At 65.0% G+C, this 16,186-nt stretch carries 14 protein-coding genes; 4 read left to right on the forward strand and 10 right to left on the reverse strand.

The window, feature by feature from the left end; genetic code table 11:
* Positions 1 to 147 precede the first annotated feature (147 nt).
* Positions 148 to 2,823 (reverse strand): aconitate hydratase AcnA, encoded by a 2,676-nt coding sequence (gene acnA / locus ACYQ0L_RS09410; RefSeq protein ID WP_459788843.1) that lies wholly within the window; start codon positions 2,821 to 2,823, stop codon positions 148 to 150.
* 123 nt (positions 2,824 to 2,946) lie between these two features.
* Positions 2,947 to 3,867 (reverse strand): DMT family transporter, encoded by a 921-nt coding sequence (locus tag ACYQ0L_RS09415; protein ID WP_459788844.1) that lies wholly within the window; start codon positions 3,865 to 3,867, stop codon positions 2,947 to 2,949.
* A 179-nt stretch (positions 3,868 to 4,046) separates the two neighbouring features.
* On the opposite strand from ACYQ0L_RS09415, the gene ACYQ0L_RS09420 reads away from it, so the two are divergent.
* The gene (locus ACYQ0L_RS09420) at positions 4,047 to 5,441 is read left to right on the forward strand and encodes a L,D-transpeptidase family protein (protein ID WP_459788845.1); all 1,395 of its coding nucleotides are present in this window, start codon (positions 4,047 to 4,049) and stop codon (positions 5,439 to 5,441) included.
* Between the two features lie 10 nt (positions 5,442 to 5,451).
* On the opposite strand, the gene ACYQ0L_RS09425 is transcribed toward ACYQ0L_RS09420, so the two are convergent.
* Both ACYQ0L_RS09425 and ACYQ0L_RS09430 read right to left on the reverse strand, forming a co-directional pair.
* A complete protein-coding gene (locus ACYQ0L_RS09425; RefSeq protein WP_459788847.1) occupies positions 5,452 to 5,868 on the reverse strand; it encodes a hypothetical protein in 417 nt (138 codons plus the stop codon).
* Positions 5,869 to 5,872: 4 nt separating this feature from the next.
* Entirely contained in the window at positions 5,873 to 6,613 is a 741-nt protein-coding gene (locus tag ACYQ0L_RS09430) for a murein L,D-transpeptidase catalytic domain-containing protein (protein ID WP_459788848.1), read from the reverse strand.
* Between the two features lie 75 nt (positions 6,614 to 6,688).
* On the opposite strand from ACYQ0L_RS09430, the gene ACYQ0L_RS09435 reads away from it, so the two are divergent.
* Positions 6,689 to 7,171, forward strand: coding sequence for a hypothetical protein (locus ACYQ0L_RS09435; protein WP_459788849.1), 483 nt, complete (start codon positions 6,689 to 6,691; stop codon positions 7,169 to 7,171).
* 53 nt (positions 7,172 to 7,224) lie between these two features.
* Here the strand turns inward: ACYQ0L_RS09435 and ACYQ0L_RS09440 are convergent, their stop codons facing one another.
* From ACYQ0L_RS09440 to ACYQ0L_RS09455, 4 genes are all read right to left on the reverse strand, one after another.
* Positions 7,225 to 7,437: a hypothetical protein gene (locus ACYQ0L_RS09440; RefSeq protein ID WP_459788851.1), complete on the reverse strand. Its 213-nt coding sequence runs from the start codon at positions 7,435 to 7,437 to the stop codon at positions 7,225 to 7,227.
* A 234-nt stretch (positions 7,438 to 7,671) separates the two neighbouring features.
* Positions 7,672 to 8,559, reverse strand: coding sequence for a histone deacetylase family protein (locus ACYQ0L_RS09445; RefSeq protein ID WP_459789029.1), 888 nt, complete (start codon positions 8,557 to 8,559; stop codon positions 7,672 to 7,674).
* A 31-nt stretch (positions 8,560 to 8,590) separates the two neighbouring features.
* On the reverse strand, positions 8,591 to 9,760 hold the full coding sequence (gene ispG, locus ACYQ0L_RS09450) for a flavodoxin-dependent (E)-4-hydroxy-3-methylbut-2-enyl-diphosphate synthase (protein ID WP_459788852.1): 1,170 nt from the start codon (positions 9,758 to 9,760) through the stop codon (positions 8,591 to 8,593).
* A 45-nt stretch (positions 9,761 to 9,805) separates the two neighbouring features.
* On the reverse strand, positions 9,806 to 11,116 hold the full coding sequence (locus ACYQ0L_RS09455; RefSeq protein WP_459788853.1) for an OmpP1/FadL family transporter: 1,311 nt from the start codon (positions 11,114 to 11,116) through the stop codon (positions 9,806 to 9,808).
* A gap of 143 nt (positions 11,117 to 11,259) precedes the next feature.
* On the opposite strand from ACYQ0L_RS09455, the gene ACYQ0L_RS09460 reads away from it, so the two are divergent.
* Positions 11,260 to 12,258, forward strand: a complete 999-nt coding sequence (locus tag ACYQ0L_RS09460) for a zinc transporter ZntB (RefSeq protein ID WP_459788854.1) — start codon at positions 11,260 to 11,262, stop codon at positions 12,256 to 12,258.
* A gap of 3 nt (positions 12,259 to 12,261) precedes the next feature.
* Here ACYQ0L_RS09460 and ACYQ0L_RS09465 read toward each other — a convergent pair whose 3' ends face one another.
* Both ACYQ0L_RS09465 and ACYQ0L_RS09470 read right to left on the reverse strand, forming a co-directional pair.
* Positions 12,262 to 14,043: a DUF885 domain-containing protein gene (locus tag ACYQ0L_RS09465; protein ID WP_459788855.1), complete on the reverse strand. Its 1,782-nt coding sequence runs from the start codon at positions 14,041 to 14,043 to the stop codon at positions 12,262 to 12,264.
* Positions 14,044 to 14,154: 111 nt separating this feature from the next.
* Positions 14,155 to 14,667 (reverse strand): GNAT family N-acetyltransferase, encoded by a 513-nt coding sequence (locus ACYQ0L_RS09470; protein ID WP_459788856.1) that lies wholly within the window; start codon positions 14,665 to 14,667, stop codon positions 14,155 to 14,157.
* Between the two features lie 96 nt (positions 14,668 to 14,763).
* On the opposite strand from ACYQ0L_RS09470, the gene ACYQ0L_RS09475 reads away from it, so the two are divergent.
* Complete coding sequence (locus ACYQ0L_RS09475; protein ID WP_459788857.1) at positions 14,764 to 15,846, forward strand: isoaspartyl peptidase/L-asparaginase family protein; 1,083 nt, start codon at positions 14,764 to 14,766, stop codon at positions 15,844 to 15,846.
* Positions 15,847 to 16,186 lie beyond the last annotated feature (340 nt).

Raw genomic sequence — 16,186 nt, forward strand, 5'->3', positions numbered from 1 at the left:
CGTAGCGCCAGCAGGCACTGTGTGCCGGGCGCATGCAGCCTGCAAAGATTCCGCTTCGGGAGCTGGCTCGACCTCTTGAATTTCCGATGCACACAAAAAGGGCCCGACCGAACCGGACGGGCCCTTCCTTGATTTTTCGGAGCTGAGTTACTGGCTGGCCAGCTTGCGGATCACGTACTGCAGGATCCCGCCGTTGCGGTAGTAGTCCAGCTCGTTCTCGGTATCGATGCGGCACTTGGCGGTGAAGCTGAAGGTGCTGCCGTCTTCGCGCGTTACATCCACCGTCACGTCCTGTGCGGGCTTCAGATCGGCAAGGCCGCGGATGGTGAAGGTGTCGGTGCTGGTCAGGCCCAGCGTCTCACGCGTGTCGCCATCCTTGAACTGCAGCGGAAGCACGCCCATCCCGACGAGATTGGAGCGGTGGATACGCTCGTAGCTCTCGACGATCACGGCGCGAACGCCCAGCAGGATGGTGCCCTTTGCGGCCCAGTCGCGGCTCGAGCCGGTGCCGTATTCCTTGCCGCCGATCACCACCAGCGGCGTGCCGTCTTCCTTGTGACGCATCGCTGCGTCGTAGATCGGCATCTGTTCGCCCTTGTAGGTGGTGAAGCCACCTTCGACGCCCGGGACCATTTCGTTCTTGATGCGGATATTGGCGAAGGTGCCGCGCATCATCACGTCGTGGTTGCCGCGGCGCGAGCCATAGGAATTGAAGTCGGCCTTCGCGACCTGATGGCTCTTCAGATACTCGCCTGCGGGCGAATCTTCCTTGATCGAGCCCGCGGGGCTGATGTGGTCGGTGGTGACCGAATCGCCGAGGATGGCGAGCGGCTTGGCATCCGCGATGTCCGCCACCGGCTCCGGATCCATCTTCATCCCATCGAAGAACGGCGGGCTGGCGACGTAGGTGCTGGTCGGGTTCCACTGGTAGGTGTCGCTCGCCTCGACCGTGATCGCACGCCAGTGCTCGTCGCCTTCGTAGACGTTGGCATAGCGATCGACGAACATGTCGCGGCTCACATTCGCTGCGCGCAGATCGGCGACTTCCTGGTTCGTCGGCCATACGTCCGCCAGCATCACCGGCTTGCCGTGCTGGTCTTCACCCAGCGGCGTGTCGATGATGTCCTGGGTCACCGTTCCCTTGATCGCATAGGCGACCACCAGCGGCGGCGAGGCGAGGAAGTTCGCGCGCACATCGGGCGACACGCGGCCTTCGAAATTGCGATTGCCCGACAGGACCGAGGCGGCGACGATATCGTTCGAATTGATCGCCTTGCTGATCGCGGGGGCGAGCGGACCGGAGTTGCCGATGCAGGTGGTGCAGCCGTAGCCGACCAGATCGAAGCCCATCGCGTCGAGATCGTCCTGCAGGCCCGACTTGACCAGATAGTCGGTGACCACCTGCGATCCGGGCGCGAGGCTGGTCTTGACCCACGGCTTGGGCTTCAGGCCCTTTTCGCGCGCCTTCTTGGCGACCAGACCGGCTGCGATCAGCACGTCGGGATTGGAGGTGTTGGTGCAGCTGGTGATCGCCGCGATCACCACGTCGCCATCGCCCACATCGTGGTGCGTGTTCTCGACATCCACACGGTGCGGTTCGGATTTGCCGTAGATGTCCTTCAGGTCACGGTTGAACAGCTCGTCCACTTCGGGAAGCGCAACCTTGTCCTGCGGGCGCTTCGGCCCGGCGAGGCTGGGGACGACCTTCGACAGGTCGAGTTCGATCGTGCTGGAGAACACCGGCTCGACATCGGGGTGGACCCACAGGCCCTGTTCCTTGGCGTAGGCTTCGGCAAGCGCGATCTCGTGCTCGTCGCGCCCGGTCAGGCGCAGGTATTCGAGCGTCTTGTCGTCGATGCCGAAGAAGCCACAGGTCGCGCCGTATTCGGGCGACATGTTGGATAGCGTGGCGCGGTCCGCAAGGCTGAGCGATTCGAGGCCGGGCCCGAAATACTCGACGAATTTGCCGACCACGCCGTGCGCGCGCAGCATCTGCGTGGCGGTGAGCACAAGGTCGGTCGCGGTGACGCCTTCGGCAAGCTTGCCGGTGAACTTGAAGCCGACCACTTCGGGGATGAGCATCGAGATCGGCTGGCCAAGCATCGCGGCTTCGGCTTCGATCCCGCCGACGCCCCAGCCGAGCACGCCGAGGCCGTTGACCATCGTCGTGTGGCTGTCGGTGCCGACGCAGGTGTCGGGGTAGGCGACCATGTTGCCGTCAGGGTCTTCGCTCGACCAGGTGCAGCGCGCGATATATTCGAGGTTCACCTGGTGGCAGATGCCGGTGCCCGGAGGCACGGCGGAGAAGTTCTCGAAGCTCTTGGAGCCCCACTTGAGGAAGTCGTAACGCTCCGCATTGCGGGCGTATTCGAGCTCCATATTGGCTTCCATCGCCTTGGGATGACCGAACTCGTCGACCATGACCGAGTGGTCGATGACGAGGTTCACGGGAACCTGCGGGTTGATCTTCTGTGTGTCGCCGCCCAGCGACTTGATCGCGTCGCGCATCGCGGCGAGGTCGACCACGCAAGGAACGCCGGTGAAGTCCTGCAGCAGCACGCGCGCGGGGCGGTACTGAATCTCGCCGCCGGTTTCAGGCGTCTGCACCCGGCCCGCAATCTCCTTCGCATTGTCGACCGAGACGGTGTGGCCGCCATCCTCGAACCGGAGCATGTTCTCCAGCAGGACCTTCAGGCTGAAGGGCAGGCGGGAAACATCGCCCAACTGCTCCGCTGCCTTGGCGAGCGAGTAATAGGCGTAATCCTTGCCATCAACGGTGAGGGTGCTGCGGGTACCGAGGGTGTCCTTGCCGACCTGGGTCATATGGGAGGCGGTCCTTTCTGTTCTGCTGTATCGAGCGTCCTGTCACCCAATGAACGGGCGGGCCGCGAAGATGTGCCGCGCTTGGCGCGAGATGGTGCAAAAATCAAGCTTTTCTGCGGCATTTCAGGTTGCGCCGGTTTCCGCGCCGCCCGCCGGACGCGTCGGTGCGGGGCCGCGGGCGGCCGCGACCCACGTTCCTACGACGATCAACAGCACCCCTGCGATGGTGGTTGTGCCGACCCTCTCCGCGAAAAACAGCCACCCGAACAAGGCTGCCCAGCAGAAGCCGGAATACTCGACCGGCAGCAAAGCCTGTGCTTCCGCGCGGGCATAGGCCCACGCAATGGTCATCGCCCCGCCCACGGTCAGCACACCCGCTGCCAGCAGGGCCGGCTGGATCGAGACCGGCGGTGCAACGAAAAACCACGGGGCAGCCAGGCCAAGGACCAGCACCGAAACACCACCGTGGAATGCTGCGACCTCCGCCGGGCCCGCGCGCTGCGATTGCTGGCGGATGATAATGAAGTTGAGCGCATAAAGCATGGTCGAGATCAGAATCGCGACGAGGCCGAGCGCGGCATCGCCATCCATCTTTCCCCGTCCGAACCGCCCGCCGACGATCACCAGCGTACCCGCAAAGCTGACGAGGGAGGCGATCACCGCCCGCCGGGTCACCCGTTCGCCCAGCAGCACGGCGGCGAGATAGAGGGCGATCAGCGGCGCGATGAAAGAGATCGCGATCGCCTCCGCGATCGGCAGCTTGGTCAGGGCGTAGAAGAACGACAGTCCCATGAAGGCCGAGCACACACCACGCAGGACGTGAAGGCGCAGCGTCGCCCGGTCCGGCCACCGCCTTCGCCGGGCAAGCCAGAGCGGCGCCGCAAGGGCGAAAGACGTGGCGGCCCGCAGCAGCGCGGCAGAATATGCGCCAATGGCAAGCGATGCGCCTTTCATGAAGGCATCCATCAGCGCTAGCATGGCCACGCCCGCGAGGGCGGCGAGGAACGGCGCGAGCAGCGAGGGCGGACGAAGGGCGGGCGGCATCGCCGGAATCTCTAGCCGCCCACCGGCGAAGCGTCACTCTTCTGCCGCATCGGTGTGGCAAATTCATCATTGGTAAAGCCGTAAGGCTTGAAGATTGCTGCATTTCCGGCAGGGTCTTTGAGGCCCGGCCTCGTCGTGGAACTCCAGCGACGGCACGACATTAAGGTTTCTCGATCGTCATGAAAAAGCTTGCTCTCCCGTTCGTTCTCCTCGCCGGCACCGGCCTGGCGTTGCCTGCCGCACTGGTCGCGCAGGACAGGCCGGTCAATCTGCTGCCCGATACGCAGGAGCCTGCGGATCAGGACCCGGCCCCCGACGCCGACGATGCGGTCAGCTCCTCCCGCGCGAGCGGCCCGGTCGAGATGACCAGCAATCCGGTGGTGCAGCAGTTCGACCCGGTGGTGCAGCAGTGGACGGTCGGCCAGGCGCAGGCGCTCGCCGCAGTGATCGAGGGGATTGGATCGCACGGGCTGATTCCGGCCGATTACGATCTGGCGGGCCTGCGCACGGCGATTGCCGCCGGGCGGGGTACGACGCTCGACGAGGAGGCGAGCCGCCGCTTCGTGTGGCTGGTGGAAGACATGCGCGACGGGCGCACGCCGATGGACGCGCGCAAGCAGTGGTTCGTGATGGACCCCGATGCAGACCGCTACCGCAGTGGCACGGTCCTCAAACAGGCGCTGGCCGACGGCGACATCATGGGCGCGCTCGAGGGTGTCGCTCCGCTGCATCCCGACTACGGAGCGTTGAAGACGGAACTGGCCAAGGCGCAGCCGGGCAGCAAGCGGCACAAGCTCATCCAGGCCAACATGGATCGCTGGCGGTGGCTGCCGCGCGATCTGGGGCATCAGTACCTGATCACCAACGTGCCCGAATACCAGCTTCGCCTGACGGTGAACGACAAGATCATGCGCACCTATCGCACCATCGTCGGCAAGCCGGGGCGCACCGCCACCCCGCAGCTCGCGGAGAGCGTCGAGGGTGTGATCCTCAATCCGAACTGGACCGTGCCGCAGTCGATCGTGAAGGGTGAAGGCCTTGGCGAGCGTGTGCTGAGCAATCCCTCCTGGGCGCGCTCCAAGGGGTATTCCGCCACCCGCGGCGAGAATGGCTGGATCTCGGTCGTGCAGGGCCCCGGGCCGGGTAACGCGCTGGGGCGCATGAAGCTCGACATGCCCAACCGGCACGCGATCTTCTTCCACGATACTCCGTCGCGCGGGCTCTTCAGCCAGTCCAACCGCGCTCTCAGCCATGGTTGCATCCGCACCGAGCGGGCGACCGAGCTGGCGCTGACGCTGGCGATCCTGCAGGCCGGGCTGACTGCCGACGAAGGCGTGGAGAAGCTTGCAAGCGGTGATTACACGCGCGTCGAGTTCACCAGCAAGATGCCCGCCTACATCACCTATTTCACGATGGCGACGAACATCGATGGCGAGATGGCGACCTTCGGCGACATCTACGAGCGCGATGCGCCCGTGCTCGCCGCGTTCGAGGCACCGCGCAAGGCCAATCGCACCCGCGTGACCGACGAAGAGATCATCGAGGTGGTGAACGACCCGCGCGACATCGCGTAACCGCGCGATCTCAGTCGAGCAGGTCGTTCTCGTTGCGAAACCGGATGACGAAGTGACGATAGATCAACGCTGAGCCGCAAGCGCACCACAGAAGCAGGGCCGGGATATACGACGCGGGATGCTGCATCCGGCGCCCGATGATCCATGCAACCGGTACTCCCAGGAGCAGGAATGCCACCGCAATCGTGACGAACGCGGCGGTGGCCAGACCCAGCAGCATCACGACCAGCATGATCGCCCCGCGAACGAGGTCCGGCATGGGCTCCGGGCCCGGACCCTTCCGTGCCTCCGGGCCCACGAGCGGCTCGGCGAGAATGAAAGGGGCGATGGACAGCGAGACGAAGATCGCCGCGTAACCGGCCGCAGGGATCAGCGCGGCGAGGGGAGGGCACAGGTGACCGCGGTCAAACTGCGGCCGATAGGGCATTGCCCTAGTAAACGCCCGGGTTGGTCTGTTCGAAGGTTTCCTGCCTCGGCTGGCGCAGGATGTGATAGCCGTGTTCGGGCTCGCCCACGATGGCCTGCGGCGGGTAGGCCTGCGTGCCGTCTTCCTTCAGCCCCAAAGCCTCGGCATAGAGCAGCCGCCCGCCCGACAGGTTGAGCAGCGCGATCTTGAACTGCTCCTCGCCCAGCGCAAAGCAGCCGTTCGAACGGCCGAGCCGCCCCCACCGCTCGACATGCGAAGGCTCCGCATAGCTTGCGCGGTGCATCACGATATAGCGTTGGAGCGCGTGGTTGTTGGTCTCATCCAGCCCGCCCAGCCGCACCGAAGTGCCGAACTTGCCGGTGTACCATTCCCATGTGACATAGGCCCCGCGGCTGGTCGCGTTCGAGCCTTCGACATTGGAGAAGGTGTTGAGCCAGCCATCATGCTCCGGGTCCGAGCCGGTGCCATGGCTGACATGGAAGCTCTTCACCTCTTGCGCGTCGAGATTGACGAAGTGGAACCGGCGCTCGGCTGAATGGAGTCCGAAATCGGCGATCCCGACGATGTCCTTGCGCCAGATGACGTCGCCCGCCTTTTCGAGTTCGCGCTTGGCGATCTCGAACAGCTTGCGGTCGCGCGGCGATCCTGCCTTCGGTTGCGCGAAAACCGGGGACGGGAGGCTGACCGAGGCGCCCAGCGCGATGCCGGTGCCGATGCCAGTTTTGATAAGGTCGCGTCGCTTCATGTCGTAAATGTGCTATAACCAAGGTTAATGGATGCTTGAAGGCAATTCAGGCAGGGGAACTTTGGGGGGAATAGGATGCGGCAGATCGCGGGCTGGGGAATCGTCATGGCGCTGGTAGGCGGGTTTGTGCCCAATGTACTGGACGCACGGCCGAGCATTTCGGATCCCACCTTTCTCGAAGACCCGACTCAAGTTCTCAGCCAGCGCGACGCGGATCGCCTGCTCACCCCCAGCGGCATTACGCTGCAATGGCTCGGCTGGGACGACCGCGGCCATGTGTCGATCGCACCGGACGAGCACGGCGTGTGGCATGTCGAGGGCTTCCAGAACGGACCCGACGGGGGCAAGCTCAAGGTAGAGGGGACCATCCGCGAAATAGGAGAGGGGTATTTCACGTTGCGTGGCAAGATCGCGATCAGCGACGCCCCGGACGACGGGCGTGAATGCCGCGCAAACAAGACCTGGCACTTCGCGGTAACCCAAAACCGCCGCTACTACCGCCTGCGTGAATTCGAATGGTGCGACGGGCTGACCGATTACGTCGATATCTATTTCTGATCCTCGCGAGCAACCCGGGCGAGGGTGTGGGGCCACCGCCCGGGCTGTTGTCCTCAGTAGCCGTTGGGTTGCCAGGCTTCGGGATGATACTTGACGAAGCACCAGTTGGTGCACTGATTTAGAAGAGCCAGATCGCCATCCGCGTAGTCGTAACAGTTGGCAACGCATTCCTCGAACTCCGGCGTGTCTGCCAGCGCGGGGACACTCGCGCTCGACATTCCCAGAATCAGTCCGGCGACGGTGAGCTTGAAAGTAAGCTTGCGCATGCTGTCTCTCCTAATGATGTTGCCCCGCGTATTGGAGCGACCCGAGGCTAACCCGCGCGGTAAGTTCGTGTGAACCGGCAAGCTGCCCTACGGGGCGACCGGTGGCTCATTTGCGTCGATCGGAAGTATTTGAAAAGCAAAGTTAATCGCGGCGGACGAAAAGGCTTGAAACTGGGTTAGGTCGCTTAACCAAGGTCCATTGCAGTGACGACAGCATCGTCGAGTCTCGCCCGGTCAGGTTTGCGCAAGTGCGATCGCGGTGCTCTCTTTAGCCATTGCTAGCATCGAATGCGCGTGGCGCGCGGCCACCTCGCGTTGGTCTTCGCCGTAGCCCCCACCCAGCGCGCTCGCGATCGGCAGGCCGCGCTCGCGCACCTGAGAAATCACGAAACGATCGCGCCGCTCCAATCCCTCGTCGGTCAGCGCCAGTCGCCCCAGCTTGTCGCGCTCGTGCGGATCGACCCCTGCCTGATAGAGCACTATGTCCGGCTCGAACTCATCGAGCGCGCACGGCAGGTGTTTGGTGAGCGCCGCCAGATAGCCCTCATCGTCCGTCCGGTCTGGCAAGGCGATGTCGAGGCTGGAGCGCGCTTTGCGGACGGGGAAGTTCTTCTCCGCATGGATCGAGAGGGTAAAGATGTCCTCGCGCCCGGCGGTGAGCGCAGCAGTTCCGTCCCCTTGATGCACATCGCAATCGACGATCAGCACGCGGTCCGCGTCACCTTCGGCAATCAGCCGGTTGGAGCACACGGCGAGATCGTTGAAAACGCAGAAGCCCGCGCCGGTATCATAGAGCGCATGATGGCTCCCTGCCGCGCTGTTCGCGGCATAGCCGTGTTGCATCGCCAGCTGCGCGGCGAGCCAGGTGCCGCCATTGGTGTGGCGCACGCGGCTGGCGATGTGGGGTGTCACGGGAAAGCCGATCCGCCGCTCCTTGTCGCGAGGGACCGTCGCGGTGAAGACTTGCTCGACATAGTCGGGGCAGTGCACTGCCTCCAGCCATTCGCGCGGGCAGGGTTCGGGAGCATGCTCGGTGATCGGATGACCGCTATCGCGCAGCGCCTCCATGACGAGATAATACTTGTCGAACTTGAACGTCCCGCGTTCGGGGGGCGGGGCCATGTAATCGACGTGGTGGACGACGTGGAGCAAGCTACTCCGCCGCTTCGACCTCGGCCGCGGCATGCGGATCGAAGGCCGTGGCTTCGCCCGCCTCGATCTTCGCGGCCTTCTCTTCCACCAGCCGCACGATGTGGTCGAGCATCGACTCGTCCGCGACGTGGTGGTCGGTCACGCCGCTCAGGTACACCATGTGCTTGCCCTTGCCGCCGCCGGTGATGCCGATATCGGTCTCGCGCGCTTCGCCGGGCCCGTTGACCACACAGCCAAGCACCGAGAGGCTCATCGGGGTCTTGATGTGTTCGAGCCGCTTCTCCAGCGCCTCGACCGTGCGGATCACGTCGAAGCCCTGGCGCGAGCACGAAGGGCAGGAGACGACGCGGACGCCGCGGGTGCGCAGGCCGAGCGCCTTGAGCATTTCGTAGCCGACGCGCACTTCCTGCTCGGGCTCGGCGGAGAGCGAGACGCGGATCGTGTCGCCGATCCCCGCCCACAGCAGGCTGCCCATGCCGATCGAGGATTTGACCGTCCCGCCGATCAGTCCGCCGGCCTCGGTGATGCCGAGGTGCAGCGGGCAGTCCACCGCGTCAGCCAGCCCGTGATAGGCGGCGACGGCAAGGAACACGTCGGAGGCCTTCACCGCGACCTTGTATTCGTGGAAGTCGTGGTCCTGCAGCAGCTTGATATGGTCGAGCGCGCTTTCGATCAGCGCCTCGGGGCAGGGCTCGCCGTATTTCTCCAGCAGGTCCTTCTCGAGCGACCCTGCGTTGACGCCGATACGGATCGCGCAGCCATTGGCTTTCGCAGCGCGCACGACCTCGGCCACCCGCTCGCTTGAGCCGATATTGCCGGGGTTGATCCGCAGGCAGGCCGCGCCCTTGTCCGCCGCTTCCAGCGCGCGCTTGTAGTGGAAGTGGATGTCCGCAACGATCGGGACATTGGCCGCGCGCGTGATCTTGTCGAAATGCCGCGTCGCCTCCTCAGTGGGGCACGAGACGCGGATAATGTCCGCGCCTGCATCCTCGCACCGGCGAATCTGGTCGAGCGTGGCGCCGACATCCTCGGTCGGCGTGTTGGTCATGGTCTGCACGCTGATGGGCGCATCTCCGCCCACCGGCACATTGCCGACCATGATCTGCCGCGATTGGCGGCGTTCGATATCTCTCCAGGGGCGAACCGACATGAGCCCTGTATAGGCGCTCATGTCGGCCGCGCAAAGGCGATAGGGCCGCTTTGGCCCGTCAGCGCATCAGAAACGTGCGCCCAGCGAGACTGCGACGATATCCGCATCGCCCGTGCTGAACGAGCGGATCGTGGTCGGGACTTCGGCCGGGGTGCCTTCGAAGAAGGAATCGGTCCGGTCGATCGGGGCGCTTTTCACGAACACGTGCGAATAGGCGAGGTTGGCGGAGAACCTCTCGCTCATGTTGTAGGTCAGGCCAGCCGCGGCCCAGACCCGGTCGCCGTCGGGCACGCGGGCCGAACGGAATTCGTCGGTAATCGGCGATTCGTCGACGGTCGTGCCGGCGCGCAGCGTCAGCTTGTCCGAAACGTCGTATTCGCCGCCGAGCGACATCGACCAGCTGTCGCGATAGTTCTGTTCGGAGACCTGCGGCGGCACGCCGCCTTCCGGATAGATCGCGATCTGCTCGAAATCGCTCCAGTTGTAATAGCGCCAGGTGCCGAATACGCGCCAGGGCGTGTCGGTGCCGAACTGGATGCTCAGCGTCGCGATGTCGGGCAGCGTAAGCGGCGCGCTCGCATCGACGGTTGCATTATTGCCGGCGAGCGGGCCGGTGAGGCCGGTCAGCTCGAACGTGCCTTCGAGGTTGTGCTTGACCTGCGAGCGGTAATGCGCGCCGATGCGGACGGGATCGAGATCGACCATCACCCCGGCATTCCAGCCGATCGAAATGTCGTCGCCGGTGACGCGCGCGAGGCCGTCGGCATCCGTGGGGGCGAGGTTGGGCACCGCATTGGTGAGCTCGACATCGACATACTGCACGTCGAGGCCCGCACCGACCGAGACGCGATCGCCGATCTTCACCGCGAGGCTGGGCTGGACGTTGAGCGTGAAGACATCGGCGCGCAGCGTGTCGTAGCGCCCGAAGAAATCATCGTCGTAATCGGCGATCAGGCCGAACGGTGCGTTGACCGCGATCCCGGCCCATACGTTGTCGCTCAGTTGCGCACTGATCGCGCCCGAGGGAACGAGGAGCGGCTGCGGGAACGGATTGCCGCCATTGCTGCCACCGGTCGGAACCGAGACTGGCAGGCCCGGCACGCCGCGCGTGCTGCCCTGGTCTTCCTGCGCGGCGGTGAGGAACAGGAACTGCGAGGCAGCTTCGATCTGCACGCCTTCCAGCTCGGTCATCGATGCGGGATTGAAGTAGATCGAGGCGGGGCCGTCGGCTGCGACCGCCGCGCCGGACAGCGCACGGCCGGTTTCCTTGGCCGATTGTTCCTGGATGAGAAAAGCGCCTGCCAGCGCCGGATGGGCGCAGGAGAGGACGGCGAGGGCGGGAAGGGCGCGAAGCGCGAATGCGAGGGGTTTTGTCATGCGGCGCCTGTTGCGCCATTCGGTTTGCGGATCAAGAAGATTGGCGCAGGTGCGGGAAAAAATGGACGATTTGGCATTTTGTATGGCCTGCAGGACACTACCGGGCGTAGGAATTGGGTCCGATCTGGGGCACTGATCGCACGATGAGCGAAGCGACTGACACCGAACCTGGCACGCCCCTGCTGTTTGCCCGCGTGCTCGATGGCACCGGCGGGGGCCACGCGATCGACTGGGCGAGCATTCAGGACTGGCAGCCGCGCCCCGAAGGGCCGGTGCTGTGGATACACCTGTGCCGCAACACGCCTGGCGTTTACGAGTGGCTGCAGGACCATGTCGGCATTCCCGAACCGACGGCGGAACTGCTGACCAGCGACGACACCCGCCCGCGCGCCTTTCGAGAAGGCAATGCGCTGGTCGCCACGCTGAGGGGGATCAACTTCAATCCCGGGGCAGAGCCTGAAGACATGATCTCGATGCAGGTGTGGAGCGACGGCGCGCGTCTCATCACGCTGCGCCGCCACGCCTTGCAGACCCCGCGCCAGATCCTCGCGCTGATCGACCGGGGCGCGGGCCCGACGGATGCGGGAGCGATCGTCACCGCGCTGACCGAAGCCATGGTCGCCCGGATGAACGCCTCCATCGTCGATATGAACGAGCATATCGATGAACTGGAAGCGCAGGACATGGACGACGATCCCGAGAAAATGCTCCAGAAGATCGCCACCATCCGGCGCAATTGCCTGGGCCTGCAACGTCATATGGGCCCGCAGCATGTCGCGCTGGAGGCGATCAGCCGCGAGGCGCCGCCGTGGTTCGAGGAACACGACCGGCGCGAGATCGCCGAGACGATCGACCGCCTGCGCCGCTATCTCGACGATATCGACGTCAGCAAGGAAAGCGCGGTGGTGCTGATGGACGAGCTGCGCACCCGCGCGCTCGCCAGCAATGAACGCGCAACCTACATGCTCACCATCGTCGCGGGCATCTTCCTGCCGCTCGGCTTCCTCACCGGGCTGCTCGGCATCAATGTCGGCGGCATGCCCGGTGTGAACGACGCCGACGCCTTCTGGTGGGTCGCCGCCGTCTGCATCGCGATCATCGCGGTCCTGCTGGCGATCTTCAAGCGGCTGAAGTGGCTTTAGAGCCTAGCCGCCCGCCTGCTGCGCGGGGATGAACTCCTCGCGCACGGCCTGGGCGATCAGTTCGAGCGGGATGATCCCCTGCGCCAGCAGGAAGTCGTTGAATTCCTTCTCGTCGAAATCCGCGCCCAGCGCCAGCTCGGTTTCGACCCGCAGGTCGATCAGCTTGCGGTAGCCGTAGTAGTACGCGCCCGCCTGGCCGGGCATGCGGAACTGGTAGCGGTCGAGCTCCTGCTTGGTCATGCCGGGCGAGAACAGCGCTTCCTCGCGCAGCACGTATTCGGCTTCGTCGCGGGTCATCAGGCCGAGGTTGAGCGCGGGGTCGAGGAAGGCGCGCGCCGCGCGCAGCAGGCGGAACTGCTGGGCGATGAACTGGCCTTCGATGGGCTCGTGCGGCATCATTTCGGCTTCGGCGTAGAGCGCCCAGCCTTCCACGTTCACGCTGTTGAAGGCGTAGAGCATGCGGGCGAGCGAAACGCCCTGCTCCACCAGCGCAGCGAACTGCATTTCGTGGCCCGGCCGTGCCTCGTGCGCGCTCAGCGTCCAAGCGGCGGCGGGGAAGTTGAAATCGTCGTAGGCGTCGTCTGCGCTGGCGGTGGGATTGCCGACGGTGAGCACGAAGGTGCCCTGTTCGCCGGTGTTTCCGATCAGCCGCGGCGGGCGCATGTGCGGGGCGGGCTGGGCGGCGCTTTCCGCCTCGCTCGCGACGCGCATCTGCAGCTGCGTATCGGGCACGCTGACGATGTCGTTCTCGCGCGCCTTGGCTTCGAGTTCGCGGTTCACGCCGCGATAGAATTCCTCGATCTCGTCGTTGGGAATGGTCTGCGCCTTCAGGCGCTTCATCACCCCGGCCATATCGGTCTCGGGCCAGCCGTTCTTCTCCGCGATCTGCGGCGCGAGCGCCTCCATCTGCGCGCGGATCTCGTAGAAGCCGCGGCGTGCCTGGCTCATCGCTTCGCGCGGGTCCATGTCGATCCCGACATTGCGCAGGTTGAGCGCATAGAGCTCTTCGGGCAGGCGGGCGGTGTCGCGGGCTTCGGGCAGCACGGTTTCGCGGGTCCACTCGCCGTAATCGGTGAACTGCGTTTCCATCGCGTCGAGCGCTTCGTCCGCGCCGTCGATTTCGTACTTGTCGAACAGTTCGCGAATACCCGCGACGAAGGTCGGGATCTTGGCGACCGATTCTTCGACCTCGACCCGGTACGGCCCGATCTTCCCGTCGCCCCGGCTGGCTTCGAAATGCGCCTTGGCCTGCTCGGTATAAGGCTCGTAGCCGTCTTCTACGCCGGTATATTTGCGCAGCAGGTCGACCGCCGATGCGCGGCGGTTTTCCGCCGTCTGATCGGACAGGATGCTGCCGATCGAATAGAAGATGGTCTGCGGCAGTTCGCTCCATTCGAGCATGTATTTCTCGTTCAGCGCGCGCGAGGCGATGCTGCGGTCGAGGTTGTCGATCAGGATCGCGAGGTCCTGCTTGACGAAGGGATTGCTCTCGCGCGCCATCGCGGCGGTGAATTCGGCCTTCAGCGCCTTCGCCCCGGCGACATAGCGCTCGTCGGCGTCGAGCGAATAGTCGAAGGTCTGGCCGTCATACTGGTCGTAGCCGGACGACGAGGCGTCTTCGGGATAGAATTGCGCTTCGAAGTCGATCAGCTGCTGGGTGTAGGCATTGCTGGTTTCGACCCAGTCGGGCTGGGCGGGCGCGCTCTGCGTGGTTTCGGCCTGGGCGAAAGCGGGCGCGGCGGGCAGCAGGGCGACGAGCGCGATGGCGGCGGCGAAGGTCTTCATGGTCAGGTATTCCCCCTGGATTTTCTGCGGGCGAGGCGTGCGCCTGCGAGGCTGGATTGGCAAGGGTGCGCTCGACGAACGACAGGCCGAAGCGGACAGCCGAACGATCCGCTAAAGCCTGAGTTCGTAGAGAAATTCGTCATCGCGGTGGTTGCCGACCCAGAAGTCGATATCCGCGATCTTCGCGAAGCCATAGCGCCGGTAGAATTTCTGCGCGCGTGTGTTCTCGCTCCACACCGAGAGCTGGATCGCATCGTGGCCGCGGGTGCGGGCCTCGGCGATGGTCCAGTCCATCAGCGCCGCGCCGATGCCCCGCCCGGTGCAGTCCGGCTGGGTGTAGAGCTGGCCTAGGGCGATGGGATTGGCGGCATCCGAATGCCCGCCATATCCGCTGGGTGCGCGCAGCTTGACGTAGCCGAGAAGTCTTTCGCCATCATCGGCAAGACGGTGGATATGGACATCGTCGCCGATCTCCCCGGCCACGGCGGTTTGTGAATAGGCCTGTTCCAGGAAGGCTTCGAGGTCGGCAGGCCGGTAGAGATGCGCGAAGGCGGCGCAGAAGCTGTCCCGGCCGAGTTCGCTCAGCGCGGGCGCATCGTCGAGCGTGGCGGGGCGCAGGATCATGGCGCCCGACTAGCGACAGCCGCCGCGCATGGGAAGCGCTGGACCCGGCCTGCGCGGGCAGGCATTGTCGGGGCCGATTTACGGGGAGACATCTGCATGCGTGCCATTCTGGCAATCCTTCTTTCCGCGCTGCTGGGCGCGCCCGCGCTCGCACAGGAAAGCCACGATCCGGGCGAGCCGCGCTGGTCCTTCGCGATCCACGGCGGGGCGGGCACGATCGAGCGGGCCAACATGACGGCGCAGCAGGAGGCCGAGTATCGCGCCGTGCTCGATGCGGCGCTCAAGGCGGGCGAGGACATCCTGCGCGGCGGCGGCAGCGCGATGGACGCGGTCACTGCCGCGATCACCCTCATGGAGGACGATCCCAAGTTCAACGCCGGGCGCGGGGCGGTGTTCACCTGGGACGGCACGATCGAGCATGATGCCGCGCTGATGGACGGACGCGACAGGTCGGCAGGTGCGATCACGGGCATCGGCACGGTGCGCCATCCGATCCTGCTCGCAAAGGAAGTGATGCGCGACGGGCGGCATGTCTTCCTGAGCGGGGCGGGGGCCGAGACCTTTGCCGACCGCACCGATCTGGAGAGAGTCGAGAACGACTGGTTCAAGACCGAGAGCCGGCTGCGCTCGCTCGAGCGGCTGAAGGCGGAACAGCTCTCCGCCATCGACGTGGACACCAAGTACGGCACGGTGGGCGCGGTCGCGCTCGACCTCGAAGGCAACATGGCGGCGGGCACTTCGACCGGCGGGCTGACCGGCAAGCGCTGGGGCCGGATCGGCGATGCGCCGGTGATCGGCGCGGGGACCTATGCTGACAATCGCAGCTGCGCTGTCTCGGCGACGGGTGCGGGAGAGTACTTCATCCGCGTCGGCGTGGCGCAGGAGATCTGCACGCGGCTGCGGATCGCGAGCACCCCGCAGCTGAGCGATTGCGAAGGCCCGGATGAGCCCGGCGTTTTCAGGGAATGTTGGACTGATCCGATTTTGGAGGGCGCCGAGGTAGAGCGGATCGCAAACAATGTGCTTGCCGAAGTGCAGGAGCTGGGCGGCGACGGCGGGGTGATCGTCGTGTCGCCATTCGGCCCGGCGATCTTCAGCTTCAACACGCCCGGCATGTACCGCGCCCGTGCGACCAGCGGCGGGCTGCGCGAGGTCGCGATCTACGGCGAGGGGGACTAGGGCCGAAATTCTCCTCCCCCTTGTGGGGGAGGCCGGGTGGGGGCGTGCCAGAGCCGATGGCTGGGAACCCCACCCCCGGCCCCTCCCCCCAGGGAGGGGAGTCGAGGAGGTGACGAGGGTGACACGTGTCACCCATGTGTCACCCTGGCAAAATGTTTGTCTTTCAGGGGTTTGCGACGCACCGGGTGACGCTTTGCCGTTTTGCGCCGCTTTTTTTCGCCATGTGGCGCGTGGGAGAGAAGCTGGGACGACAATGGGAAAGAGCCGTCGCCACGCTAGCGCGTGCGTCCGAAGTAGGAAAATCCGCCGGTAGAGTTTGGCGCAACCTGCTCCTCCCCCT

This window comes from Alteriqipengyuania triglochinis (assembly GCF_054655655.1).